Here is a 23,455-nt window from a genome sequence, read left to right as displayed (position 1 = left end):
GATGACGGACGCACCGTCACCGGAGGCCGAAGACGGCCCAGCAGACGCCGAACCTGAACCCCAGGCCACTCCCCTGCTGGCGCCCGCCGACGGCGTCCCACCCCTGGCGATCTACCCCAGTGACATCGCCCGTGCCGCCGAGTTCCTCGCCTCGGGTCACGGCCCGTTCGCGATCGACGCCGAAAGGGCCTCGGGCTTCCGGTATTCGAACCGCGCCTACCTGGTGCAGATCCGCCGCGCCGGCGCGGGCAGCGTCCTGATCGACCCCGTTAACCACGGCGGCGACGCCCTGGCGGTCATGGCGCCCGTCGCCCGCGTGCTCGGCGACGACGAATGGGTGCTGCACGCCGCGGATCAGGATCTGCCGTGCCTCGCCGAGATCGGCATGACCCCGCCGCGCCTCTACGACACCGAACTCGCGGGCAGGCTGGCCGGTTTCGACCGGGTGAACCTCGCGGCGATGGTGGAGCGCCTGCTCGGCCTGCACCTGGTGAAGGGTCACGGTGCGGCGGACTGGTCGAAGCGTCCGCTCCCGGCGGAGTGGCTGAACTACGCCGCCCTCGACGTCGAGGTGCTCCTGGAGCTTCGCGACGCCGTCGCCGCCGTCCTCGAGGAGCAGGGCAAGACCGACTGGGCCGCACAGGAATTCGAGTACCTGCGCACGCTGGCCCCGACACCGACGCGACGCGACCGCTGGCGCAAGACGTCGGGCATCCACAAGGTGCGCAACCCGCGGGCGCTGGCCGCCGTGCGCGAACTGTGGAGCACCCGGGACGGCATCGCGCAGCGCCGCGACATCGCCCCCGGCCGCATCCTGCCCGACTCGGCGATCGTCAACGCCGCCACCGAGGACCCCGACACCGTGGCGAAGTTGACCGCGCTGCCGATCTTCGGCGGCGGCAGGCAGCGTCGCACCGCGCAGGTGTGGCTCGACGCGCTCGCCCGGGCCCGAGCCTCCGAGGACCTGCCGACGTCGTCCGAACCGCAGAACGGTCCGCCGCCGGCGGCCAGGTGGTCGCGCCGCAAGCCCGAGGCCGCAGCGCGTCTGGAGGCCGCCCGGGCGGGCCTGACCGAACTGTCGCAACGGGTCTCGGTGCCGCCGGAGAACCTGTTGACCCCCGACACCGTCCGCAGGCTGTGCTGGGACTGGCAGCCGGTGCCCGACGTCGCCACGACGGTCGACGACTTCCTCATCGCCTCCCACGCCCGCCCGTGGCAGCGGGAGCTGACCGGTCCCGTGCTCGTGGCGGCGCTGACGGCGACCGCCGACATCCCGGCCACCGACGCTGCCGTCGAGGATCCCGCCGACGGGTAGTCAGCCGGCGAGGACGCGGTCCACGTGGGCGAGGAAGTGCTCGAGCACCGCCTCGGGCGCCTCGATCTGCGGCCAGTGCCCGATGCCGTCGGCCAGCATCACCACGTCGGCGTCGGGGATCACCTCGGCGTAGCGGCGGGCCATGTGCGCCCCGGAGTTCGGGTCGGCGGGTCCGTCGATCAGCCGCATCGGCACGTCGGTCTCGCGCATCGCGCGCACCCAGCGGTTGCGGTGGGCGTAGCGGTCGGTGACGAACCGGCCGACCACGTGGGTGACCGCTGCCCCGTCGTTGTAGTCCATGATCTGGTGGAACTGCTCGAGCAACCGCGGCGAGGGCCTGGTGTCGACGCCGAACAGTTCGTCGAGGGTGCGGTCCATGACCCGGCGGAACACCGAGCCACCCTGCACGCGGGCGAACACGTCGCCCAGCGGCGTGCGGGAGAGCACCTTCTGCACCAGACGCGGGGTGTAGGCCTCGTTGAACATGCCGCCGTTGAGCCACGTGATCGACGCGAACTCCAGGGGACGGTACGACCAGTCGCCGAACTCGTGGCGTGCCAATAGTTCCTGGCCCACCGAGTCGCCGAGGTCGTGGGCCAGCACGTGGCAGGCGGACACGTCGAGGTGGGCCAGCAGCGCCTCGTGCACGTCGGCGTGGTCGTGCACCGAGTACTGATACGTCGACGGCTTGGCCGAGAAGCCCATGCCCAGCATGTCGGGCGCGATGACGGTGAACCTCTCGAGGAGCACGTCCCAGATGGACGCCCAGTCGAACGAGTTGAACGGGTAGCCGTGGATCAGCAGCAGCACCGGCGCCTCACCGACCGGCCTGCCGGCGACGCGGTAGAAGACCTCGAACCCGAGGTAGTCGAAGTACCGGCCCGCGGACTTCCAGCGTTCGAGTTCGGCGTCCATGGTCGCAGCCTATGCCGGACGGGCTACTGGTCGACGCGTCCGCTGACCTCGGCCTCGCCTACCTGGCTGGCCAGCGCGGCCACCCAGCCGGTGACCTGGCGCGCGACGTGCTGGTCGGTGAGACCGACCGACGTCAGCACCTCGTTGCGCGAGGCGTGGTCCTGGAACTCCTGCGGCATCGCGACGTCCCGGCACGGCACGTCGACCTCGGCGCTGCGCAGCGCCGACGACACCGCCGAGCCGATGCCGCCGTGCACGCCGTTGTCCTCGAGCGTGACGACCAGCTTGTGCGAGACCGCCATCTCGACGACGACGCCGGAGACCGGCAGCACCCACCGGGGATCGACCACGGTCACGCCGATGCCCTGCTTGCGCAGCCGTTCGGCGACGGAGAGTCCCATCGACGCGAACGATCCCACGGCGACCAGCAGCACGTCGCTCGACAGTCCGTCGGCCGGCTCGGCCAATACGTCGACGCCCGAACGCCTCTCGACCGCCGGGATGTCGTCGCCCACGGCGGCCTTCGGGTAGCGCACCGCGGTGGGACCGTCCTTGACGTCGAGCGCTTCGACGAGTTCCTCCCGCAGTCGGGCGGCGTCGCGTGGTGCGGCGACGCGCATGCCGGGCACGATGCCGAGCAGCGACATGTCCCAGATGCCGTTGTGACTCGCGCCGTCGGGACCGGTCACGCCGGCACGGTCGAGCACCAGGGTCACCGGAAGTCGGTGCAGCGCAACGTCCATCATCACCTGATCGAAGGCCCTGTTGAGGAACGTCGAGTAGATGGCGACCACCGGGTGCATGCCGCCCATCGCGAGCCCGGCGGCGGAGGTGACAGCGTGCTGCTCGGCGATGCCGACGTCGAAGAAGCGGTCCGGGAAGCGCTCCCGGAACGGACTGAGACCGGTGGGCCCAGGCATGGCGGCCGTGATGGCGACGACGTCGCGGCGCTTGGCGGCCCGCTTGATCAGCTCGTCGGAGAAGACCGACGTCCAGGTGGGTGCGGCGACCGACGTCGCCAGCCCGGTGGTCGGATCGATGATGCCCGTGGCGTGCATCTGCTCGGCCTCGTCGGCCTCGGCGGGTGCGAAGCCCTTGCCCTTGCGGGTGACGACGTGGACGATCACCGGCGCGTTGAACCCGCGCGCGTGGCGCAGCGCTGCCTCCACGGCCCGCTCGTCGTGGCCGTCGATGGGGCCGACGTACTTGAGGCCGAGGTCGGTGAACATCACCTGCGGGGACAGCGCGTCCTTGATGCCGGCCTTGACGCTGTGCATGCCCTGGTAGCAGATCTCACCGATGATCGGGACGCCGCGCATGGTGTCGCGGCCCTTCTCCAGCAGCTTCTCGTAGCCGGGCTGCAGGCGCAGGCCCGCGAGGTGGTCGGCGAAGCCGCCGATGGTGGGCGCGTAGCTGCGGCCGTTGTCGTTGACGACGATCACGACGGGCCGCTTGGACCCCGCGATGTTGTTCAGCGCCTCCCAGCACATGCCACCGGTGAGTGCACCGTCGCCGACGACGGCCACGACGTGCCGGTTGCGGTGCCCGCTCATTTCGAAGGCCTTGGCCAGCCCGTCCGCGTAGGACAGCGCGGTGCTGGCGTGGCTGGACTCCACCCAGTCGTGCTCGCTCTCGGCGCGCGACGGATAGCCCGACAGACCGTCCTTCTTGCGGAGGTCGTCGAAGTCGCCGCAGCGTCCGGTGAGCATCTTGTGGACGTAGGACTGGTGGCCGGTGTCGAAGATGATCGGGTCGTGCGGGGAGTCGAACACGCGGTGCAGGGCCAGCGTCAGTTCGACCACGCCGAGATTGGGGCCGAGATGTCCGCCGGTCGCAGCGACCTTGTGGATCAGGAATTCCCGGATCTCCACGGCGAGGTCGTCCAGCTGTGCCTGCGACAGGTGTTGCAGATCGGCGGGGCCGCGGACCGTTTCCAACATCAGGCCAGTTTACGCACCATGCCTGATGACGGCCCCGTGTGCCGCGTTGACCTCCGCCACAGTTTGAACCTCGCGCGAGCGCATCGATGCACGTCAGGGGCACCCCGGCCGGATCGCCCCGATGACCGCGACGTTAGACTTCCGTCTCAGGTGTGCCGGGAAGTCTGGTCGGCGAGTTGGTTCCCCCTGCCCGCGACCGCTACCGAACGAGGTGCTCCTCTTGCCGAAGCCCCGCCGACCCCTCACTGCCGCGCTACTCAGCCGCGGTTCGTGGGCCGAGACGTCCCGGGTGTCAGACGTCCTGCGCAAGGAGACCGTCGGCGGCACGCTCCTCGTCATCGGTGCGGTCATCGCGATGGTCTGGGCCAACTCACCGTTGTCGGAGTCCTACCACGCGCTGCGCGAGCTGCACGTGGGCACCGACGCGCTTGGGCTGCACCTGGACCTCGACCTCGGTACCTGGGCCGCCGACGGACTGCTCGCCATCTTCTTCTTCGTGGTCGGCCTGGAGCTCAAGCGCGAGTTCGTGGCGGGCGACCTGCGCGATCCGCGACGCGCCGCGCTGCCCGTCGCCGCCGCCGTGGGCGGCATGGTGGCTCCCGCGCTGATCTTCGTGGCCTTCACCGCGCCCGCCGGAGACGGCGCCGTCCGAGGGTGGGCGATCCCCACCGCCACCGACATCGCGTTCGCCGTCGCCGTCCTGGCGGTCATCTCGACCCACCTGCCGTCGGCGCTGCGCACGTTCCTGCTGACGCTGGCCGTGGTCGACGACCTGCTGGCCATCACGGTGATCGCGGTGTTCTACACCGACGACATCGACGTGCGCGCCCTCGGCCTGGCCCTCGTCCCACTCGCACTGTTCACCCTGTGCGTGCAGCGGCGGATCCGGTCCTGGTGGCTGCTCGTGCCGCTGGCGCTGGCCACGTGGGCGCTGGTGCACGAGTCGGGGATCCACGCGACGGTGGCCGGGGTGCTGCTCGGATTCGCGGTGCCCGTGCTGCGCAGCGAGGGTGCCGGCGGGCCGGATGCCGGACCCGGGCTGGCCGAGCACTTCGAGCACCGCATCCGTCCGCTGTCGGCGGGCGTGGCGGTGCCGATCTTCGCGTTCTTCGCCGCGGGCGTGACGATCGGCGGGCTGAGCGGCCTCACCGCCGCCCTCGCCGATCCGGTCGCGCTGGGCATCGTCTTCGGGTTGGTGGTGGGCAAGGTCGTCGGCATCTTCGGCACCACCCGCATCCTCTCGGCGGTCACCCGGGCGTCGTTGGACGCCTCGCTGAAGTGGATCGACGTGTTCGGCATGGCGATGCTCGCGGGCATCGGGTTCACGGTCTCGCTGCTGATCGGCGAACTCGCGTACGGCCCGGAGTCCGCCCGCGGCGAACACGTGAAGATCGGCGTGCTCGCGGGCTCACTGACCGCGGCGCTGCTCGCCGCGGTCGTGCTGCGGCTACGCAATCGGCACTACCGCGCGGTGCACGAGGAGGAGACGCGCGACGCGGACCTCGACGGCATCCCCGACGTCTACCAGCGCCGCGACGACGGCATCACGCCCGACTGAGCACCGCGACGCACTCCACGTGGTGGGTCAGGGGGAACGAGTCGAAGACGCGCAGCTCCTCGACCTCGTAGCCGTTCGCCAGGTACAGGCCGACGTCCCGTGCGAATGACGCTGCCTCACAACCGATGTGGACGATGCGCGGCACACCGGCCGACGCCAGCTGCTCGATGATCTCGCGCCCGGCGCCGGTGCGCGGCGGATCGAGCACGGCGACGTCCGCCCGGTCGGGTTGCGCGGACAGCGCGCGACGCACCGACTCGGTGACCACCTGCACCCACCCGACGTCGGCCAAGGCGGCACGCGCCGCGCGCGCCGAGCCGCGTGAGGTGTCCACGGTGAGCACGCTGCCCGTCTCCCCCACCGCGTCGGCCATGACCGCGGCGAAGACACCCGCGCCGCCGTACAGGTCCCACGCCGTCATGCCGGGTTCGAGCCGGGCGTACCTCGCGACCAGGTCGCTGTACAGCGTGGCCGCGCCGCGGTGGGCCTGCCAGAACGCGGTGACCGGAACGTGCCACTCGCGGTTCCCCACCCGCTGCACCGCCTCGTAGCGTCCCTCGACGACCTGCGTCGGAGAGGGCTTGTCGCGCTTGGCCTTCGGGCCGGTCTGGACGACGTGGCGGACGCCGTCGTCGTCGACGGCGACGTGCAGTTCCGCCCCGGCGGGCCACCGCGGGCCGTCCAGTCCGTCCAGCATGCCGTCGGGTAGCTGCGCGCATCGCAGGTCGGTGACCAGCTCGGCGCTGTGGTAGCGGTGGAAGCCGGCCCTGCCGCCGGACGTCGTGTCCAGCCGCACCCGGGTGCGCCACCCGGTGGCGCCGTCGTCGTCGACCGCCTCGGCCGGGCCCGACCACTCGAACCCGCCGAGCCTGCCCAGCTGGTTGGCCACGACGTCGCCCTTGATCCGCCGTGCCGCCGCGGGATCGGCGAACGCGAGGTCGCAGCACCCCGACCCGTCCACGCCGGCGATCGGGCACAGCGAGTCCACCCGGTCGGGCGACGGGTCGAGGATCTCGATCGCCGACGCGTGCCACAGCTTCGCGCGCTCGTCGGTCACCCGGGCGACGACCCGTTCCCCCGGCAGGGCGTATCGCGTGAAGATCACCCGGCCGTCGTGGCGGGCGATGCAGCTGCCGCCGTTCGCGGCGTCGCCGACGGTGACCTCCAGCGTCACGTCGCTCATTCCAGGAACCCCCGGCGCGCGTCGCCCGGCGCCGACTTCGGCTCCTGATCCTTGAGCCGTTCCGAGGAGTTCAGCTGATAGGGCACCGACGTCACCATGACCTGCGGTTCGAACAGCAGGCGGCCCTTGAGGCGCAGCGCGCTCTGGTTGTGCAGCGCCTGCTCCCACCAGTGCCCGACGACGTACTCGGGGATGAAGATCGTGACGACGGTGCGCGGCGCGTCGCGGGTGATCCGCTTGACGTAGTCCAGCACCGGCCGGGTGATGTCCCGGTAGGGCGAGGCCACGATCTTGAGCGGCAGGGAGATGTCGGACGCCTCCCACCGGGTCTTGAGTTCGCGCGCCTCGACGTCGTCGATGCTGACGTGGATGGCCTCGAGTTCGTCGGGCCGGGTCGCGCGGGCGTAGGCGAGCGCACGCTTGGTGGGCAGCGTCGTGTTGGACACCAGCACGATGGCGTGGTTGCGGCTGGGCAGCACGACGTCGTCGCCCGCCTCCTCGTCCGCCGCGGCCAGTTCGGTGCGGACGCTGGCGTAGTGCTTGTGGATCATCCGCATCACCACGAAGAAGAAGCCCATCACCAGGATCGCGATCCAGGCCCCCGCCATGAACTTGGTGACCACGACGATCACCAGGACGGTGCCGGTGCACACGCAGCCGATGGTGTTGATCACCCGGGACCGTTGCATGCGACCGCGTTCCTCGCCGTCGGTCTCGACGGCCAGCAGCCGGGTCCAGTGCCGCACCATGCCGATCTGACTGAACGTGAACGACACGAACACCCCGACGATGTAGAGCTGCAGCAGGGCCGTCACCTCGGCCTGGAAGGCCACCACGAAGGCGATCGCGGCGAACGCCAGGAACAGGATGCCGTTCGAGAACGCCAGCCGGTCGCCCCGGGTGCGCAGCTGGTGGGGCAGGTAACTGTCCTGGGCCAGAATCGAACCCAGCACGGGGAAGCCGTTGAACGCGGTGTTGGCGGCCAGCCCCAGGATCAGGGCCGTGACGAACGCGATGAGGAACAGACCCAGCGGGAAGTCGTGGAACACCGCGTCGGCCAGCTGCGCGATCAACGTCTTCTGCTGATAGCCGACGGGTGCGCCGCCGAGCTGTTCGGCCGGACGCTCGGCGATCTGTACGCCGGTCTCCTTGGCCAGCAGCGTGATTCCCATGAGCAGTGTGACGGAGATGCCGCCGAGCAGCAGCAGCGTGGTGGCCGCGTTGCGGGACTTCGGCTTGCGGAACGCGGGGACGCCGTTGCTGATCGCCTCGACGCCCGTGAGCGCCGCGGACCCCGACGAGAACGCCCGGGCGACCAGGAAGATCAGCGCGAACCCGAGCACGTCGCCGTGCTCGGAGTGCATCTCGAAGTCGGCGGACTCGGCCTTCAGCGGCTGGTCGAGGGCGAAGATCTGGAAGAAGCCCCAGCCCAGCATGATGAACATGCCGATCATGAAGGCGTAGGTGGGAATCGCGAACGCCGTGCCCGACTCGCGGATGCCGCGCAGGTTGAGCGAGGCGAGGATGAGGATCAGCACCACCGCGAACCACACCTTGTGCTGCGCGATGAACGGCACCGCCGAGCCGATGTTGGACATCGCCGACGACATCGACACCGCCACCGTCAGTACGTAGTCCACCATCAGCGCGCTCGCCACCGTCAGGCCGGCGGTGCCACCGAGGTTGGTGGTGACGACCTCGTAGTCACCGCCACCGGACGGATAGGCGTGCACGTTCTGCCGGTAGCTCGCGATCACGACGAGCATGACCGCGACGACGGCGAGCGCGATCCACGGCGCCATCGTGTACGCCGCGACGCCCGCGACCGACAGCACCAGGAAGATCTCCTCCGGGGCGTAGGCGACCGACGAGAGGGCGTCGGAGGCGAACACCGGAAGGGCGATGCGCTTGGGCAGCAGGGTGTGCGCGAGCTTGTCGCTGCGGAACGGCGTTCCTAGGACCAGTCGGCGGGCGACGGTCGAGAGCTTGGACACGAGTGCCAAGGGTATGCCTAAGCGTGGCGGGTCGTCCGAATGGCTGTAGCGTTCTTCGTGCCCAGCGTGAACACACGGATTTCTTGGCATACCCGCAGGAAGGACCGACGCGTGCGTGTTGTGGTGATGGGATGCGGCCGGGTGGGCGCATCGTTGTCCGACGGCCTGGCCCGCATCGGCCACGAGGTGGCCGTCATCGACCGGGACGGCACGGCGTTCCACCGACTGTCCCCCGAGTTCCCCGGCGAGCGGGTGCTCGGGATGGGCTTCGACCGGGACGTGCTGCTGCGCGCGGGGATCGAGGAGGCGGGCGCGTTCGCCGCGGTGTCCTCGGGTGACAACTCGAACATCATCTCCGCCCGCGTCGCCCGCGAGACGTTCGGCGTCGAACGCGTCGTCGCCCGCATCTACGACGCCAAGCGTGCCGCGGTCTACGAGCGGCTCGGGATCCCTACCGTCGCGACGGTGCCCTGGACCACCGACCGACTGCTCAACGTGCTGACCCGCGAGACCGAGACCACCAAGTGGCGGGACCCGTCCGGCAACGTCGGCGTCACCGAACTCCCCCTGCACGAGGACTGGGCCGGGCACCGGGTCACCGCGCTGGAGACGGCGACCGGTGGCCGGGTGGCCTTCCTGATCCGTTTCGGCAGCGGGCTGCTGCCGGATGCGAAGACCGTGATCCAGGCCGGTGACCAGGTGTACCTGGCCGCGATCTCCGGCCACGTCGCCGAGGCCATGGCGATCTCCGCCCTGGCGCCCTCCCCCGACGTCGACGACGAGTGAGGAAGCCGTGAAGGTCGCCATCGCAGGAGCAGGCGCGGTCGGCCGCTCCATCGCCCGCGAACTCGTCGAGAACCACTCCGTGACGCTGCTGGAGCGCAACCCGGACCACCTCGACGTCGACGCCATCCCCGCCGCGCAGTGGCGCCTCGGCGACGCGTGCGAGCTGAGCCTGCTCGAGTCGGTGAAGCTCGAGGAATTCGACGTGGTCATCGCCGCCACCGGTGACGACAAGGCCAACGTCGTGCTCAGCCTGCTCGCCAAGACCGAGTTCGCGGTGCCGCGCGTCGTGGCGCGCGTCAACGACCCGCGCAACGAGTGGCTGTTCGACGAGAACTGGGGCATCGACGTCGCCGTCTCGACCCCGCGCATGCTGGCCTCGCTCGTCGAGGAGGCCGTGTCGGTGGGTGACCTGGTGCGGCTGATGAGCTTCCGCAAGGGGCAGGCCAACCTCGTCGAGATCACGCTGCCCGACGACACCCCGTGGGGCGGCAAGGCCGTCAAGCGCCTCGAGCTACCCCGCGACGCGTCCCTGGTGACGATCCTGCGCGGCTCGCGGGTCATCGTGCCCGAGGACGACGAACCGCTCGAGGGCGGCGACGAACTGCTGTTCGTCGCGGTCGCCGAGGTCGAGGAACAGCTGCGCGAGCTGATCCTGCGCACCGCCACCTGACCCGGTCACGGTCGCGCCGGATACGCGGGCGGCGGCGTCGCCCGGTCGTGACAGTGGGCAGCCGCGTCGGCCGGGACGTCCGCCATCCCGGCGACGTTGCGGATCCCGATGGCGCTGACCACTCCGGCCAGCGCGAACAGCGCGGCCACGACCAGCACGACGCGATGGAACCCCGCGAGGTCGAGCGCTCCGCCCGCGATCAGGCTCATCATCGCCACCGCGATGAGTCCCGCGATGCGCGACACCGCGTTGTTGACCGCCGAGCCGATGCCGCTCTGCCCGGTGTCGACGGCGGCCAGGATCGCCGCGGTCAGCGGCGACACCGTGATCGTCAGGCCGAGGCCGAACACGACCACGCCGGGCAGCAACTGGGTCCAGAAGTCGAACGGGTCGCCCGCCCGCGTCATGAGGACGAACCCGAGCGCCGCGACGAGCGGACCCACCGCCATGAACACCCGCGGTCCGTGGACGCCGGCCAGGCCCCCGAAGCGCGACGCGAGGAGGAACGACAGCACCGGCACCGGCAGGGTCGCCAGGCCGGCGAGCGTCGCCGACATGCCGACGGTCTCCTGCAGGAACAGCGCGACGACGAGGAGCCCGAGCGACACCGCGGCGTAGAAGAACACGGTCGCGAGGTTGCCGACCGCGAAGTTGCGCCGGGAGAACAGCCCCAGCGGCATCATCGGGTGCGACGTCCGGTGCTCCCACCACGGGAACGCCGCGAGGCACAGCAGGCCGATGGCGAGGCTCGCCGCGACAGCGGGATGGGCGAGGCCGAGCCGCTGCTGTTCGATGAGCGCGAACACCGTCCCCGCCAGACCCACGGCGCCCAGCACGGCGCCCACCACGTCGATCCGGCGGGCCGCTCCCACCCGCACCGGATCCGGCGGCAGGCGCGTGACGAGGAACAGCGTCACCGCGAGTGGGATCACGTTGATCCCGAACACCCAGCGCCAGTTCAGCGCGTCGACCAGGATCCCGCCCAGCGGTGGCCCGATGACGAACGCCGTTCCGGTCCACGCCGTCCACGTACCGATCGCCCTCGCCTGAGCGGCGCCGGTGAAGTGGGCGTTGATCATCGCCAGCGAACTGGGCACCAGGAACGCCGCCCCCACGCCCTGCAGGCACCGCGCCGCGACGAGGATCGTGCCGGCGGGCGCCACCGCGCACAGCACCGACGCGACGGCGAACACCGCCAGCCCCACCCGTAGGACCCGCAAGCGGCCGTACTCGTCGGAGATCGCTCCCGCGACCAGGATCAGCGCGCCGAGGGTGAGCAGGTAGCCGTCGAGCACCCACTGCTGCAGGACGAGTCCCCCGCCCAGGTCGGCGGAGATGGCGGGCAGGGCCAGGTTGACCACCGAGCCGTCGAGGAAGGCGACGAACGACGCGAGGACGGACACGGCGATGACCGCCCGCCCGGCGTCGGGTGCTGCGCGCATCGGGTACCGCCCGTCAGTCGAGGGGCGAGGCTCCCGGGGCGTTGGGCGCGCCGGACGGCTCCCGGTCGTCGTCGGCGGAGGTGGCGTCGCGGGCGGCGTCGCGCTCGCGCAGGGCGCGCTGCGCTGCGCGGATCGCCAGGTAGGTGACCAGCGCGGCGACGGCCGTCAGCGGCCATCCCATCGCGATCCGGGTGACGCCCAGCAGACCGGTCTGGTCCTCGTCGTAGAGACGGTTCTGCACGATGAACCGCGACGCGAACACGACTGCCCAGAACAGCGTCGCCACGTCGAACGCGCGCACGGCCCGGCGGACCTCGCGCCAATCCTTGTCGTGGCCGCCCACCCAGCCCCATACGTACCCGACCAGCGGTCGGCGGATCAGCACAGACAGCGTGAACACGCCGGCGTAGACCAGCGACGACCAGATGCCGAGCAGGAAGTAGCCCTTGGACTCGCCCACGATGTAGGCGATCAGTGCGCTGACCCCGACGGCGAAGAAGCCCGAGACGGCGGGTTGGAGCGACTCGCGGCGGAACAGCCGCCACACGAGGATGAGCGTCGCGATGCCGAGCGCGGCGAAGATCGCGGGCATCAGGCCGAAGAGCGACGACACCGGCACGAACACCAGCACCGGAAGGGTCGAGTAGATCAGGCCGCTGATGCCGCCCATCTGGGCCAGGACGGCCTGGGCGCTGAGCGTGCTCGCGGGCTCGCTGGCTTCGTCCGCCTCGGTGTCCTCCGTCCCGTGGTCGGGCCGGGTCACTTCTGAATCTCGTAGTGCGGGTTGTAGATCGCCTTGCTGCCGTTCTCCAGCGTGCCCAGACGACCGTGCACCCGCAGCGTGCGTCCCGACTCGATGCCGGGGATGCGACGCTGGCCGAGCCAGACGAGCATCACCGCGTCGGTACCGTCGAACAGCTCGGCGCGCACACCGCCGGCGCATCCCTTGGATGCCGTCTCGACGCATCGCAGCGTCCCCACCATCGTGACCTCCTGGCCGCGACGACAGTCGATGGCCTTCTGGGCGCCGGTGTGGGTGACTTCGTCGGACAGTTCGGCGTCGTCGAGCTGTTCTGGATCCTCCGTCAACCGACGGGTGAGTCGACGCAGATAACCTTCGGCCGTGGCCATGGTGTCTCCTGACACTGTGGCGGATCCACCGTGGATCCTCCCTAACCATCGCCACGGTAGACCTCTTGGTGGGGATTTGCCACGCCGCCTCCAGGGTGTCGGCGGCACCGGGCGACGCCCACGGGGCACCATCGACGGATGGCCCTCGATCTGCGTGGGACGACGGCGATCGTCCTGCCCGGCACCGGCTCCGACGACGACTACGCCTACCGTGTGTTCTCCCCCACACTGCACGGTCTGGGCGCCGCGGTGAGCACCCCCGCACCCGATCCGAGGAGGTTGATCGCGGGGTACGTCGCCGCGCTCGACGAGGCCGCGCGCACGGGTCCGATCGTGGTCGGCGGGGTGTCGATCGGCGCCGCGGTGGCCCTCGCATGGGCACTCGACCACCCCGCGCTCGCGATCGGGGTCCTCGCCGCACTACCCGCGTGGACGGGACCGTCGGAGACCGCACCCGCGGCCGCGGCAGCGCGACACACGGCGGCGCTGTTGCGCCGGGACGGACTGGCCGCGACGGTCGCGGACATGCGCGCGTCGAGCCCGCGGTGGCTGGCCGACGAACTGACCCGGTCCTGGGCCGGTCAGTGGCCCGACCTGCCCGACGCGATGCTGGAGGCTGCGGGCTACGCGGCCCCGACGACGACCGACATCGGGCGCCTGAGCGTGCCCCTGGGGGTCGCCGCCGCCGTCGACGACGCCGTCCACCCGATCGAGGTGGCGCTGGAGTGGGCGGCCGCCGCACCCCGTGCGGCACTGCGCACCGTCACGCTCGACGGCATGGGCGCGGACCCGGCCGTTCTCGGCGCGGCGTGCGTTGCGGCGCTGCTCGAGGCCTGAGTCGCCCGCAAGCTAGCCGCCGGTGATGGTCCGCAGCTGCTGCATCGCCGATCCCTGCTCGCTGCGGCGGGCCGCGGGCTCGGGCGGTGCCATGGGATCCGGCGTGACGGGCTGAGCCTGGTCGGCGACCATCTGCTCGGCGCGCGCACGCAGCCGGCTGACCAGAGAGTCGGACAGCTGCAGGGGCAGCATCGCCCGCACCGGCTGCGGGGTGTCACCGCGACGGATGACGGTGTCGGCCAGGGCCCTGCGGACCTCGGCGGCGATCTGGTCGGCGAGGTGGGGCGGACCGACCGCCGCGCCGCGCACCATCCAGCGGTAGCCGTCCACGCCGATGAAGCGCATGACGACGGGCTCCGGACCGCTGGTGACGTGGCCGACGACCTCGCGACCCCACGGACCGTCCTCGATGGAGACCTGCGCGTTGTCGTTGCGCAGCGAGTCGGCGATCTCGGTCACGACCTCGCGCCACAGGCCGCCCGTCTTGGGTGCGGCCCACGCCGTGACGTTGTAGCGCCCGTTGGGCGTCACCATCCACACGGCGGACGGCACGCCCTGCTGGTTGACCTCGAAGACGGTTTCGGCGGTGTCGTTCTCCGGGATGAGCACCGAGCCGAGGTCGTGCCGACCGACGGTCGCGACCGCGGCGTCCTCGAAGTCGGTGATGTCGAACGGGCCGTCGAGGTCGTCGCCGCGGCCGTCGAGATCGTGGTCGAGGTCGTCCCCGCCGGGCGTCTCCGGAAGAGCGTCCGTGGGACGAACCTCGTCGGCCTCGTCCTTGCCGTGCTTGCGTCTGCCCAGTGCCATTTACAAACTCTCGTGTCCGCCGGAGGAACCGTGACCGCCTGCGCCACGGGTGGTGTCAGCCAACCCTGCCTCATCGAAGGACGTGACCTCGACGAGTTCGGGGAGTTCGACCCGTTGCACCAACAGCTGTGCAATGCGGTCACCGCGGGTGATCGCGATGGTTGCCTCAGGGTCGAGATTGATCAGTGCCACCTTGATCTCACCGCGATAGCCCGCGTCGATCGTGCCAGGGCTGTTCACGATCGACAGTCCCACCCGGGTGGCCAACCCGGAGCGGGGATGCACCAGGCCGACCATGCCGTGCGGGATCGCCACCGCGATGCCCGTGGGGACCAGGGCGCGGTGTCCGGGCGCCAACTGGAGGTCGACTGCGCTGTACAGGTCCACGCCGGCATCGCCGTGATGGGCGCGGACGGGCATCGGCAGCTCGGGATCGAGCCGCACGACCGCCAGAGAGGTGGACACGTTGCACGAGATTACTCTTGGCCGGGTGTCCGAGACGCGTGCCGCCGCCGATTCCGTGCGCTACCGCGAGCGCCTGCGGGTGCCGTGGTGGTGGTGGCTGCCCGGGTTCGCGCTGGCCGGCATCATCGCCTTCGAGGTGAACCTCGGCATCCAGTCCATCCCGATGTGGATTCCGTTCGTGGTGCTGGGACTCGTCGCGGCCGCGGCGCTGACGTGGCTCGGCCGGGTCGACGTCCGGGTCGTGTCCGGCACCGCCCCCCACGGTGAGACCGAGCTGTGGGTGGGCGCCGCGCACCTGCCCGTCGGCGTGATCGCCCGCTCCGCCGAAGTACCGAAGTCCGCGAAGTCCGCCGCGCTCGGCAGACAGCTCGATCCGGCGGCGTTCGTCGTGCACCGGGCATGGGTGGGGCCGATGATCCTGATCGTCCTCGACGATCCGGACGACCCGACGCCCTACTGGTTGATCAGTTGCCGCCGCCCGGACCGCGTCCTGGCGGCGCTGAACGCCTGAACCCCCGTCAGGCGGCGCAGTCGGTGCAGATCAGCTGGCCGTTCTTCTCGCTGGCCAGGCGGCTACGGTGGTGCACGAGGAAGCAGCTCGAGCAGGTGAACTCGTCGGCCTGCTTCGGGACGACGCGCACCGACAGTTCCTCGCCGGACAGGTCCGCGCCGGGCAGTTCGAAGGACTCGGCCGATTCGGATTCGTCGACGTCGACGGCCGCCGACTGGGCTTCGTTGCGCCGAGCCTTGAGTTCTTCGAGGGAGTCCTCGGAGACGTCATCGGTCTCGGTGCGCCGTGGCGCGTCGTAGTCGGTGGCCATATACCTCTTCCCCTCAAAAATGCTGCGACAGAGCTTTGTACCAGCGCAGAACGCGTCCGCCAAATGATTCGTGCCCGGAGGCCCTCCGGATTGGATGTGATTTGCGTCACATGACGACCGGTCGCGTGCGGATCGGCGGCGCGGGGAGCCTCTAAGGTGCAGGGGTGGTCGCGCACATCACCTCGGGTACCGCCTTCGACAAGCACGGTCGGCCCTTCCGCCGACGCAACTACGTGCCCGGTCTCGCGCTGCTCGCCGTGCTCGCCGTGGCCTCGCTGATGATCTGGGTCGTCGCCTTCAATCAGCCGACCGACGTGCAGGAAGTCGTCGCGTGCAACGCACCGCCGCCACCGGCGAACGGTGATCAGCCGGTGCTGGGCGACCGGGTCACCGCGGCGACGATGTCCGAGGTCGTCCCCGCCAAGCTCGCGGACACCAAGATCCGGGTCCTCAACGCGAGTGGACAGGGCGGACAGGCCGGCGAGGTCGCGGGGGCCCTACGCGATCTCGGTTTCGCGCCGCCCACCGCCGCGAACGACACCGTGTACGCCGACAGCCGCCTGCAGTGCCAGGGCCAGATCCGGTTCGGGCCGTCGGGCCGCGCCGCCGCGGCGGCGGTCTGGCTCGTCGCCCCCTGCACCGAGCTGTTCCAGGATCAGCGCGGCGACGACACCGTCGACCTCGCCGTCGGCACCGAGTACTCCGAGCTGAACCACAACGACGACATCGACGCGATGCTCGCCAGCCTGCGTCCGGACGCCACCCAACCGCCCGACGCGACGCTGCTCGAGAAGATCCACTCGTCGTCCTGCTGACCGCTACCCCAGCGGCGCGCCCGCCTCGCGCAGCGCGGCACGCAGGTGCGTCGCGACGCCCGGCGCGGACGCGATGATCATGTCGCCGCCGTCGCCGTCCACCGACGGAAGGTCGAGGACCGCGCCGGCCTCCTGGGCGACCAGCGCGCCGGCCGCCCAGTCCCACACGTGGACGCCGTCCTCGTAGTAGGCGTCCAACCGGCCCGCGGCCACCATGCAGAGGTCGAGCGCGCAGGACCCGATGCGCCGCACGTCCCTGATCGCCGGCACCAACCGCGCCATCACGTGCGCCTGCCGCTCCCGGCGTTCCCGGTCGTAGGCGAACCCGGTTCCCACCAGCGCCAGCGACAGGTCGTCGACCTCGGTGCAGCGCAGCGTCGTGACCTCCGTTCCGCGCCGCGCCGACGCACCCTGGCCGCGCGCCGCCGAGAAGACCTCACCGGTCGCGACATTGGCGACGGCGCCCGCCACGGACACGCCGTCGACCTGGACGCCGATCGACACCGCGTACGCCTCGACGCCGTAGACGAAGTTGACCGTCCCGTCGATCGGGTCGAGCACCCACAGCGGGCTGCCCGGGCGCCCGAGGGTCGAGCCGCCCTCCTCCTCCCCGAGCACGTCCTCCCCCGGACGCAGTACCGCGAGCCGTTCGCGCAGCAGCCGCTCGGTCTCGGTGTCGACGATGGTCACCGGATCGGTCGGGCTGCTCTTGGACCGGACGGCGGATCCGACCGTCTCGGCGTCCCTGCCGGCGCCGAAGACCTCGGCGCGGCGGCGACGGACGTAGTCGGCGGCCTCGGCTGCGAGATCCTCGGCAACCCGGCGGAGTTCGGTCGGTTCGGTGTCGATGTCCGTCACCGTGACATCGCAGCACAAAACCGGATCCGGTCGAGCGGCAGCCCACATCGCACGGGACGAACCACTAGTGTTGTGACTCGCGTCGCACCTGCCGGCCACTAACCACAGGAGTGCTCATGACCGCCACCGAGACCCCGTCGACCGAGTCCGGCGCCGCACCGTCGGAGCACCGTGGGTTCGGTGTCGACGTCGGAGGCAGCGGCGTCAAGGGCGGCATCGTCGACCTCGACACCGGACAGCTGATCGGCGAGCGGTTCAAGCTCGACACGCCCCAGCCCTCGACGCCCGACGCCGTGGCCAAGACCGTCGCGGCCGTCGTCCGCGAGTTCGGCTGGACCGGCGGCCTGGGGGTGACCTACCCCGGCGTGGTGACCGACGGGATCGTCCGCACCGCCGCCAACGTCGACAAGGCGTGGATCGGCACCAGCGCGCGCGACGTCATCTCCGCCGAGCTGGACGGCCAGCAGGTCACGGTCCTCAACGATGCCGACGCGGCCGGTCTCGCCGAGGAGAAGTTCGGCGCGGGACGAGACAACACCGGGGTCATCGTGCTGCTCACGTTCGGCACGGGCATCGGTTCCGCGGTCATCCACAACGGTCTCCTGCTCCCGAACACCGAGTTCGGCCACCTCGAGGTGGGCGGCAAGGAAGCCGAGCACCGCGCGGCGTCCTCGGTGAAGGAACGCAAGGACTGGAGCTACGAGCGCTGGACGCAGGAGGTCACGAAGGTCCTGGTGGCGGTGGAGAACGCGATCTGGCCCGACCTCTTCATCGCCGGTGGCGGCATCAGCCGCAAGGCCGACAAGTGGATTCCGCTGCTGAAGAACCGCACACCCGTCGTCGCCGCAACGCTGCTCAACACCGCCGGCATCGTCGGCGCCGCCATGGCCTCGGACGTCGACGTCACCACTCCCTGATCGAACCCGCACGGCGACAAAATCTTTGGGGCCGTTCCAACGAGATCAATCAGGTCGTCGCGCTGGCCGCGCCTGCCGGCGGCGACGCCGTCGGCAAACGTCGGGCCCGTCTCGAGCCCACGAGCCGGGTGGAGGACGGCCTCGGGGCAGGGCCGCCCGCCACGACCGACCAATTCGCGCTCGTGGAGGGCGGGTGGCCACTCTGTCGTTACAATGGTCACCGGCGGCCGCACGACGGATAGCGGCGAGTATCCCAATCGATATCGACGCCACCATTCGACAGCCGACAGACTTTTCGGTGGCGCACGCCCACGCCGCCGATTCCGCACGACCGAAGGGGTGCCCGTGGCAGCGACGAAGGCAAGTCCGGCAACAGAGGAGCCGGTGAAGCCGGTGGCCGCCAAGGCGCCCGCGAAGGCTCCTGCCAAGAAGGCTGCCGCGAAGACCGCGAACGGCACCGCCCCCGCGAAGCGCGCCACGAAGTCGGCCGCCGCCAAGGGACCGGCGAAGAAGGCGGCCGCCAAGAAGGCCGGCCCCGCCACCCGCGCGAAGAAGGGTGACGGCGACGTCGACGGCACCGACGACGTGACGCCCGTCGAGGAACTCGACGGCGCCCCCGAGGACATCGACGAGGCCGACATCGAACTCGAGGAGATCGACGACGACGAGGTCGTGGTCGAGGGTGCGGCCACCACCGACAAGGCCACCGCCAAGGTGACCGAGGCCGGCAAGGCCGAGACCGAGGATGGCGACGACGACATCTCCGAGCCCTCCGAGAAGGACAAGGCCTCTGGCGACTTCGTCTGGGACGAGGAGGAGTCCGAGGCACTGCGGCAGGCCCGCAAGGACGCCGAACTCACGGCCTCCGCCGACTCGGTCCGCGCCTACCTCAAGCAGATCGGCAAGGTGGCGCTGCTTAACGCCGAGGAGGAGGTCGAACTAGCCAAGCGCATCGAGGCCGGCCTCTACGCGACGCAGAAGTTCGCCGAGTTCGCCGAGAAGGGCGAGAAGCTCACCACCCAGGTCCGACGTGACTACCAGTGGATCCAGCGTGACGGCGATCGGGCGAAGAACCACCTGCTCGAGGCCAACCTGCGCCTCGTGGTCTCGCTGGCCAAGCGCTACACGGGCCGCGGCATGGCGTTCCTGGACCTGATCCAGGAGGGCAACCTGGGTCTGATCCGCGCGGTCGAGAAGTTCGACTACACCAAGGGCTACAAGTTCTCGACGTACGCCACCTGGTGGATCCGTCAGGCCATCACCCGCGCCATGGCAGACCAGGCCCGCACCATCCGCATCCCCGTGCACATGGTCGAGGTCATCAACAAGCTCGGCCGCATCCAGCGCGAACTCCTGCAGGACCTGGGCCGCGAGCCCACGCCCGAGGAACTCGCCAAGGAGATGGACATCACGCCGGAGAAGGTGCTGGAGATCCAGCAGTACGCCCGTGAGCCAATCTCGCTGGACCAGACCATCGGCGACGAGGGCGACAGCCAGCTCGGCGACTTCATCGAGGACTCCGAGGCCGTCGTGGCCGTGGACGCGGTGTCGTTCACGCTGCTGCAGGATCAGCTGCAGTCGGTACTCGAGACCCTGTCCGAGCGTGAGGCCGGTGTCGTCCGGCTGCGCTTCGGCCTCACCGACGGTCAGCCGCGCACCCTCGACGAGATCGGTCAGGTGTACGGCGTGACGCGCGAGCGCATCCGGCAGATCGAGAGCAAGACCATGTCGAAGCTGCGCCACCCGAGCCGCTCGCAGGTCCTGCGCGACTACCTGGACTAGGCGCTAGGCGCGCTCGCGCACCTTGTAGGACACCGGCCACGACTCACGCGACTCGTCGCCGGTGAGCGGTGTGCCCTTGCCGCCCACCTGGACGGCGTAGGCCTCCATGCCCGCTCCGACCTCGCGGTCGGCCTTCTCCTTCGCGAGATACAGCAGTTCGTCGATGCCGAGTTCCTTGAACGCGACGAACGTGCTGCGCCGCACCACGTGTGGACTGGTGGCCTCGGCGACCATCCGATCGGTGAGCAGTCGGCCCGCCAGGACCGCCGCACCGAGGAGCGCGAACGGGATCACCCAGTAGCAGACGAAGGACAGCGGCGTCCGGGTGTCCAGGATGGTGGCGTCTCCGTAGACGATCGGCGGGATGGCCGACGACACCGTCATGCCCGCGAACGCCGCCACCCAGATCCAGGTCACCCGTGTGGTGATCTCGCCGAACAGCTCGCTCTTGAGCACCTCCTTGGGTTGGTCGACCTCGGCGATCTCCCGCACGAACGGCCGGCCGGCGAGCACGCCGACCAGTGCGACGAGCAGGATCCCCGCGGTGCTCAGCGGCTGGATCCAACGCTCCATGAAGCCCTGACTGACCGTCAACGTGACGACCGTCAGCACGAGGAACGTTGCGACCGAACCGATTTCGAGCGTGCCACCCGGTGGGCGCCGTGCGCGGCTCACCGCCAGCGCCACCGCGGACACCGCCAGTGCCGTCACGACGGCGGCGACGAAGGGGACGTTTCCGACCAGGACCCAGTAGACGATCCACGGCGCGAAGCCGGACAGGATTCCCATGCGGCCAGTTTAGGCATTGGCCGTTACACACGGACGCGTTCCTGTCACCCTCGCCCGCGGGCCGCCAGGTGCCCGCTAGCGTCGCCTCGTGTCGGGAGATCGCAGGAACGTGTCGTCGGGATCATCGTTCGAGGACGAGGTCGGCTACTCGCGCGCCGTCCGGGTCGGGCCCCACGTCGCCGTCGCCGGCACGACGGCACCCGGCGACGGCATGGCGGCGCAGACCCGCGAGGTGCTGCGCCGGATCGAGTCCGCGCTGCACGAGTGCGGAGCGTCGCTGGGCGACGTCGTGCGCACCCGCATGTTCGTCACCGACGTCACCCGGTGGCGGGAGGTCGCCGCCGTCCACGCCGAGGTGTTCGGCGCCATCCGACCCGTGGCCACCATGGTGGAGGTCTCGGCGCTGATCGACCCGGACCTGCTGATCGAGATCGAGGTGGACGCCTACCTGTCGGACCGAGCGACCTCGGCGAATCGGCCGTCCGCGCCGGGAACATAGGGTGTGACGTCGATCACGGCGGCCGTCGGGAGTGGGCCGTACAGGTGCGGGAATCGCATGGACGCCGGATCCTCCGGCACCCCCGGCTCCCACCGGACCGGTGCGTCCAGCAGCGTCGGGTCGCACCACAGCAGCAGCAGGTCCGAGCGGCCGGCGTACAGCCGGTTGGCGGGTAGGTGCACCTGCTCGGGCGCGGACAGGTGGACGAAGCCGACGTCGGCCAGCGACGGCGGCCTGCGCTCCCCCTCGACACGCGCCTGGTCCCACTCGTCGACGGTGCACAGGTGAACCAACCACGATCCGGGTGTGATCATCAGCCCAGTGTGCGGTTGCGGCAACCGGGGTACTAGGTGAGACACGACACACCGGTGAACCACCAGGGAACAACGCCGGAACCGAAAACGTCTGACACAGTAGACCTACGCGAGTTTTGGAGGAGGAGCCATGAACGCAACTCTGACCAGTCCTGAACTGACCCGGGCTGATCGCTGCGACCGTTGCGGTGCTGCCGCTCGCGTCAGGGCGGTGTTGCCATCGGGCGCAGAACTGTTGTTCTGCCAGCACCACGCCAACGAGCACGAGGCCAAGCTCGTCGAGCTGGCCGCGGTGATCGAGATGAGCCCGATCGACTCCTGAGCGACGCGCCGGGTACCGGATCGGCGTGACGGCCTCGCGTCGTGGATGCTGGTCTGAACATGAGTGACCAGCCACCTCGCGCGAAGCCGTCCAGGCATCATCTCTGGCGGGTCTTCAAGCGCACCCTGTCCAAGAGTTGGGACGACTCCATCTTCTCGGAGTCGGCTCAAGCTGCCTTCTGGTGCGCACTGTCCCTGCCGCCTCTCCTGTTGGGCATGCTCGGCAGCCTCGCCTACGTGGCGCCGCTGTTCGGGCCCAACACACTGCTGACGATCGAGAACCAGCTGATCTCGACGGCGGGGAATCTGTTCTCGGGCAACGTGGTCACCGAGATCATCGAACCGACCATCAACGACATCGTCGCGGGTGCCCGCGGCGAGGTCGTGTCGCTCGGCTTCGTCATCTCCCTGTGGGCGGGGTCGTCGGCGATCTCGGCATTCGTGGACTCCGTCGTGGAGGCGCACGACCAGACGGACCTGAGACATCCGGTGCGCCAACGTTTTTACGCGCTCGGCCTGTACATCGTGATGCTGGGCGCCATCATCGTCTCGGCACCGTTCCTGGCGCTGGGACCCCTCAAGGTCGCGGAGTACATCCCAGAGAGCTGGGACAGCGTGCTGCGCTACGGCTACTTCCCGGTGCTGTTCCTGGCGCTGGTCGTCACGTTCACGGTCCTCTACCGGGTGGCGCTGCCTCGGCCGCTGCCGTCGCACCGCCTGGTGTGCGGGTCGGTGCTGGCCGCGATCGTCTTCCTGGTCGCCACACTGGGGCTGCGGGTCTACCTGACGTGGATCACGGCGACCGGCTACACCTACGGCGCGCTCGCCACCCCGATCGCCTTCCTGCTGTTCGCGTTCTTCCTCGGCTTCGCCATCATGATGGGCGCCGAGCTGAACGCCGCGATCCAGGAGGAGTGGCCGGCCCCCAACACGCACGCACACCGGCTGCGCGGGTGGCTCGAGGAGCGTTCCGAGACCCGCAACGGCGACTCCGCGGAGACGGCACCGGTTCAGGGTCCCGCGCCCGTCCCGTCGACGGACGGTCCCGCCGTTACGTCTTGAGGGTCTCGAAGATCCGCTTGCAGTCGGCGCACACCGGCGAGCCGGGCTTCGCGGACTTCGTCACCGGGAACACCTCGCCGCACAGCGCGACGACATGGGTTCCCATGACCGCACTCTCGGCGATCTTGTTCTTCTTGACGTAGTGGAACACCTTGGGCGCATCGTCGTCGGTGCCGTCGTCGACCCGTTCGTCGGTGTCCGTGCGTTCGAGTGTCTCGGTCTCCATGGCGTCCA

26 protein-coding genes are annotated in these 23,455 nt (G+C 70.1%); 12 read left to right on the top strand and 14 right to left on the bottom strand.

Annotation, left to right across the window (positions count from 1 at the left end; translation table 11 throughout):
• The first annotated feature begins 1 nt into the window (after window position 1).
• Entirely contained in the window at window positions 2–1,315 is a 1,314-nt protein-coding gene (locus G6N64_RS17825; protein WP_163798347.1) for an HRDC domain-containing protein, read from the top strand.
• Here the strand turns inward: G6N64_RS17825 and G6N64_RS17820 are convergent, their stop codons facing one another.
• A complete protein-coding gene (locus tag G6N64_RS17820) occupies window positions 1,316–2,230 on the bottom strand; it encodes an alpha/beta fold hydrolase (RefSeq protein ID WP_163798345.1) in 915 nt (304 codons plus the stop codon).
• A 23-nt stretch (window positions 2,231–2,253) separates the two neighbouring features.
• Complete coding sequence (dxs, locus tag G6N64_RS17815) at window positions 2,254–4,170, bottom strand: 1-deoxy-D-xylulose-5-phosphate synthase (protein WP_163798343.1); 1,917 nt, start codon at window positions 4,168–4,170, stop codon at window positions 2,254–2,256.
• A gap of 211 nt (window positions 4,171–4,381) precedes the next feature.
• Between dxs and nhaA the strand changes: the two genes are divergently transcribed.
• Window positions 4,382–5,728 carry a Na+/H+ antiporter NhaA gene (gene nhaA, locus G6N64_RS17810; protein WP_246230694.1) on the top strand — a complete coding sequence of 449 codons (1,347 nt, stop codon included), beginning with the start codon at window positions 4,382–4,384 and terminating at the stop codon, window positions 5,726–5,728.
• Here the strand turns inward: nhaA and G6N64_RS17805 are convergent.
• Together G6N64_RS17805 and G6N64_RS17800 are read right to left on the bottom strand one after the other, a co-directional pair.
• Window positions 5,715–6,911 (bottom strand): class I SAM-dependent RNA methyltransferase, encoded by a 1,197-nt coding sequence (locus G6N64_RS17805; protein WP_163798338.1) that lies wholly within the window; start codon window positions 6,909–6,911, stop codon window positions 5,715–5,717. The two genes, nhaA and G6N64_RS17805, sit on opposite strands and share 14 nt — an antisense overlap.
• Window positions 6,908–8,914, bottom strand: a complete 2,007-nt coding sequence (locus G6N64_RS17800) for an APC family permease (protein ID WP_197748282.1) — start codon at window positions 8,912–8,914, stop codon at window positions 6,908–6,910. Before G6N64_RS17800 ends, G6N64_RS17805 begins: the two co-directional genes overlap by 4 nt.
• Before the next feature lie 102 nt (window positions 8,915–9,016).
• Between G6N64_RS17800 and G6N64_RS17795 the strand changes: the two genes are divergently transcribed.
• A complete protein-coding gene (locus G6N64_RS17795; protein WP_197748281.1) occupies window positions 9,017–9,691 on the top strand; it encodes a potassium channel family protein in 675 nt (224 codons plus the stop codon).
• Window positions 9,692–9,698: 7 nt separating this feature from the next.
• Entirely contained in the window at window positions 9,699–10,361 is a 663-nt protein-coding gene (locus tag G6N64_RS17790; RefSeq protein ID WP_163798333.1) for a potassium channel family protein, read from the top strand.
• Between the two features lie 5 nt (window positions 10,362–10,366).
• Here the strand turns inward: G6N64_RS17790 and G6N64_RS17785 are convergent, their stop codons facing one another.
• The 3 genes from G6N64_RS17785 to G6N64_RS17775 form a co-directional block, all read right to left on the bottom strand.
• Entirely contained in the window at window positions 10,367–11,803 is a 1,437-nt protein-coding gene (locus G6N64_RS17785) for an MFS transporter (RefSeq protein WP_163798332.1), read from the bottom strand.
• 13 nt (window positions 11,804–11,816) lie between these two features.
• Window positions 11,817–12,473 carry a DUF3159 domain-containing protein gene (locus tag G6N64_RS17780; protein ID WP_163801903.1) on the bottom strand — a complete coding sequence of 219 codons (657 nt, stop codon included), beginning with the start codon at window positions 12,471–12,473 and terminating at the stop codon, window positions 11,817–11,819.
• 89 nt (window positions 12,474–12,562) lie between these two features.
• A complete protein-coding gene (locus tag G6N64_RS17775; protein WP_163798330.1) occupies window positions 12,563–12,934 on the bottom strand; it encodes an OB-fold nucleic acid binding domain-containing protein in 372 nt (123 codons plus the stop codon).
• 138 nt (window positions 12,935–13,072) lie between these two features.
• On the opposite strand from G6N64_RS17775, the gene G6N64_RS17770 reads away from it, so the two are divergent.
• Window positions 13,073–13,771: an alpha/beta fold hydrolase gene (locus tag G6N64_RS17770; protein ID WP_163798328.1), complete on the top strand. Its 699-nt coding sequence runs from the start codon at window positions 13,073–13,075 to the stop codon at window positions 13,769–13,771.
• A 12-nt stretch (window positions 13,772–13,783) separates the two neighbouring features.
• On the opposite strand, the gene G6N64_RS17765 is transcribed toward G6N64_RS17770, so the two are convergent.
• Both G6N64_RS17765 and dut read right to left on the bottom strand, forming a co-directional pair.
• The gene (locus tag G6N64_RS17765) at window positions 13,784–14,578 is read right to left on the bottom strand and encodes a DUF3710 domain-containing protein (protein WP_163798326.1); all 795 of its coding nucleotides are present in this window, start codon (window positions 14,576–14,578) and stop codon (window positions 13,784–13,786) included.
• Window positions 14,579–15,043, bottom strand: a complete 465-nt coding sequence (gene dut, locus G6N64_RS17760) for a dUTP diphosphatase (protein ID WP_163798324.1) — start codon at window positions 15,041–15,043, stop codon at window positions 14,579–14,581.
• A 25-nt stretch (window positions 15,044–15,068) separates the two neighbouring features.
• On the opposite strand from dut, the gene G6N64_RS17755 reads away from it, so the two are divergent.
• Window positions 15,069–15,554 carry a DUF3093 domain-containing protein gene (locus tag G6N64_RS17755; protein WP_163798323.1) on the top strand — a complete coding sequence of 162 codons (486 nt, stop codon included), beginning with the start codon at window positions 15,069–15,071 and terminating at the stop codon, window positions 15,552–15,554.
• A gap of 7 nt (window positions 15,555–15,561) precedes the next feature.
• Here G6N64_RS17755 and G6N64_RS17750 read toward each other — a convergent pair whose 3' ends face one another.
• The gene (locus tag G6N64_RS17750; RefSeq protein WP_163798321.1) at window positions 15,562–15,864 is read right to left on the bottom strand and encodes a DUF4193 domain-containing protein; all 303 of its coding nucleotides are present in this window, start codon (window positions 15,862–15,864) and stop codon (window positions 15,562–15,564) included.
• A gap of 164 nt (window positions 15,865–16,028) precedes the next feature.
• Here G6N64_RS17750 and cei point away from each other — a divergent pair, with 164 nt between their 5' ends.
• Window positions 16,029–16,679: an envelope integrity protein Cei gene (gene cei, locus G6N64_RS17745; RefSeq protein WP_163798319.1), complete on the top strand. Its 651-nt coding sequence runs from the start codon at window positions 16,029–16,031 to the stop codon at window positions 16,677–16,679.
• A gap of 3 nt (window positions 16,680–16,682) precedes the next feature.
• Here cei and G6N64_RS17740 read toward each other — a convergent pair whose 3' ends face one another.
• A complete protein-coding gene (locus G6N64_RS17740) occupies window positions 16,683–17,537 on the bottom strand; it encodes an inositol monophosphatase family protein (protein ID WP_163798317.1) in 855 nt (284 codons plus the stop codon).
• A gap of 116 nt (window positions 17,538–17,653) precedes the next feature.
• On the opposite strand from G6N64_RS17740, the gene ppgK reads away from it, so the two are divergent.
• Both ppgK and G6N64_RS17730 read left to right on the top strand, forming a co-directional pair.
• Complete coding sequence (ppgK, locus tag G6N64_RS17735) at window positions 17,654–18,454, top strand: polyphosphate--glucose phosphotransferase (protein ID WP_163798315.1); 801 nt, start codon at window positions 17,654–17,656, stop codon at window positions 18,452–18,454.
• Between the two features lie 345 nt (window positions 18,455–18,799).
• On the top strand, window positions 18,800–20,236 hold the full coding sequence (locus G6N64_RS17730; RefSeq protein ID WP_163798313.1) for an RNA polymerase sigma factor: 1,437 nt from the start codon (window positions 18,800–18,802) through the stop codon (window positions 20,234–20,236).
• A gap of 3 nt (window positions 20,237–20,239) precedes the next feature.
• Here the strand turns inward: G6N64_RS17730 and G6N64_RS17725 are convergent, their stop codons facing one another.
• Window positions 20,240–21,025, bottom strand: coding sequence for a hypothetical protein (locus tag G6N64_RS17725; protein ID WP_163798311.1), 786 nt, complete (start codon window positions 21,023–21,025; stop codon window positions 20,240–20,242).
• Between the two features lie 88 nt (window positions 21,026–21,113).
• On the opposite strand from G6N64_RS17725, the gene G6N64_RS17720 reads away from it, so the two are divergent.
• Entirely contained in the window at window positions 21,114–21,524 is a 411-nt protein-coding gene (locus G6N64_RS17720) for a RidA family protein (RefSeq protein WP_163798308.1), read from the top strand.
• Here G6N64_RS17720 and G6N64_RS17715 read toward each other — a convergent pair.
• Window positions 21,470–21,838, bottom strand: coding sequence for a DUF952 domain-containing protein (locus G6N64_RS17715; RefSeq protein WP_163798307.1), 369 nt, complete (start codon window positions 21,836–21,838; stop codon window positions 21,470–21,472). The two genes, G6N64_RS17720 and G6N64_RS17715, sit on opposite strands and share 55 nt — an antisense overlap.
• Window positions 21,839–21,968: 130 nt before the next feature.
• Here G6N64_RS17715 and G6N64_RS17710 point away from each other — a divergent pair, with 130 nt between their 5' ends.
• Window positions 21,969–22,160, top strand: coding sequence for a DUF7455 domain-containing protein (locus tag G6N64_RS17710; RefSeq protein ID WP_163798305.1), 192 nt, complete (start codon window positions 21,969–21,971; stop codon window positions 22,158–22,160).
• Between the two features lie 59 nt (window positions 22,161–22,219).
• Entirely contained in the window at window positions 22,220–23,221 is a 1,002-nt protein-coding gene (locus G6N64_RS17705) for a YihY/virulence factor BrkB family protein (protein ID WP_163798303.1), read from the top strand.
• Here G6N64_RS17705 and G6N64_RS17700 read toward each other — a convergent pair.
• Window positions 23,211–23,447 (bottom strand): DUF3039 domain-containing protein, encoded by a 237-nt coding sequence (locus G6N64_RS17700; RefSeq protein WP_163798301.1) that lies wholly within the window; start codon window positions 23,445–23,447, stop codon window positions 23,211–23,213. The genes G6N64_RS17705 and G6N64_RS17700 overlap by 11 nt on opposite strands.
• Window positions 23,448–23,455: the final 8 nt, after the last annotated feature.

The sequence above is a fragment of the Mycolicibacterium sediminis genome, from assembly GCF_010731735.1.
Taxonomy (GTDB): Bacteria; Actinomycetota; Actinomycetes; order Mycobacteriales; family Mycobacteriaceae; genus Mycobacterium; species Mycobacterium sediminis.
This window is presented reverse-complemented; position numbering and strand designations above follow the sequence as displayed.

What these genes read in the sequence shown, in the direction of transcription:
- G6N64_RS17750 (WP_163798321.1), bottom strand. Translation starts at nt 15,864, where the DNA reads ATGGCCACCGACTACGACGCGCCACGGCGCACCGAGACCGATGACGTC.
- G6N64_RS17705 (WP_163798303.1), top strand. Translation starts at nt 22,220, where the DNA reads ATGAGTGACCAGCCACCTCGCGCGAAGCCGTCCAGGCATCATCTCTGG.
- G6N64_RS17700 (WP_163798301.1), bottom strand. Translation starts at nt 23,447, where the DNA reads ATGGAGACCGAGACACTCGAACGCACGGACACCGACGAACGGGTCGAC.
- G6N64_RS17715 (WP_163798307.1), bottom strand. Translation starts at nt 21,838, where the DNA reads ATGATCACACCCGGATCGTGGTTGGTTCACCTGTGCACCGTCGACGAG.
- G6N64_RS17820 (WP_163798345.1), bottom strand. Translation starts at nt 2,230, where the DNA reads ATGGACGCCGAACTCGAACGCTGGAAGTCCGCGGGCCGGTACTTCGAC.
- ppgK (WP_163798315.1), top strand. Translation starts at nt 17,654, where the DNA reads ATGACCGCCACCGAGACCCCGTCGACCGAGTCCGGCGCCGCACCGTCG.
- G6N64_RS17725 (WP_163798311.1), bottom strand. Translation starts at nt 21,025, where the DNA reads ATGGGAATCCTGTCCGGCTTCGCGCCGTGGATCGTCTACTGGGTCCTG.
- G6N64_RS17780 (WP_163801903.1), bottom strand. Translation starts at nt 12,473, where the DNA reads ATGGGCGGCATCAGCGGCCTGATCTACTCGACCCTTCCGGTGCTGGTG.
- G6N64_RS17710 (WP_163798305.1), top strand. Translation starts at nt 21,969, where the DNA reads ATGAACGCAACTCTGACCAGTCCTGAACTGACCCGGGCTGATCGCTGC.
- G6N64_RS17785 (WP_163798332.1), bottom strand. Translation starts at nt 11,803, where the DNA reads ATGCGCGCAGCACCCGACGCCGGGCGGGCGGTCATCGCCGTGTCCGTC.
- G6N64_RS17765 (WP_163798326.1), bottom strand. Translation starts at nt 14,578, where the DNA reads ATGGCACTGGGCAGACGCAAGCACGGCAAGGACGAGGCCGACGAGGTT.
- dxs (WP_163798343.1), bottom strand. Translation starts at nt 4,170, where the DNA reads ATGTTGGAAACGGTCCGCGGCCCCGCCGATCTGCAACACCTGTCGCAG.
- G6N64_RS17775 (WP_163798330.1), bottom strand. Translation starts at nt 12,934, where the DNA reads ATGGCCACGGCCGAAGGTTATCTGCGTCGACTCACCCGTCGGTTGACG.
- G6N64_RS17805 (WP_163798338.1), bottom strand. Translation starts at nt 6,911, where the DNA reads ATGAGCGACGTGACGCTGGAGGTCACCGTCGGCGACGCCGCGAACGGC.
- G6N64_RS17770 (WP_163798328.1), top strand. Translation starts at nt 13,073, where the DNA reads ATGGCCCTCGATCTGCGTGGGACGACGGCGATCGTCCTGCCCGGCACC.
- G6N64_RS17825 (WP_163798347.1), top strand. Translation starts at nt 2, where the DNA reads ATGACGGACGCACCGTCACCGGAGGCCGAAGACGGCCCAGCAGACGCC.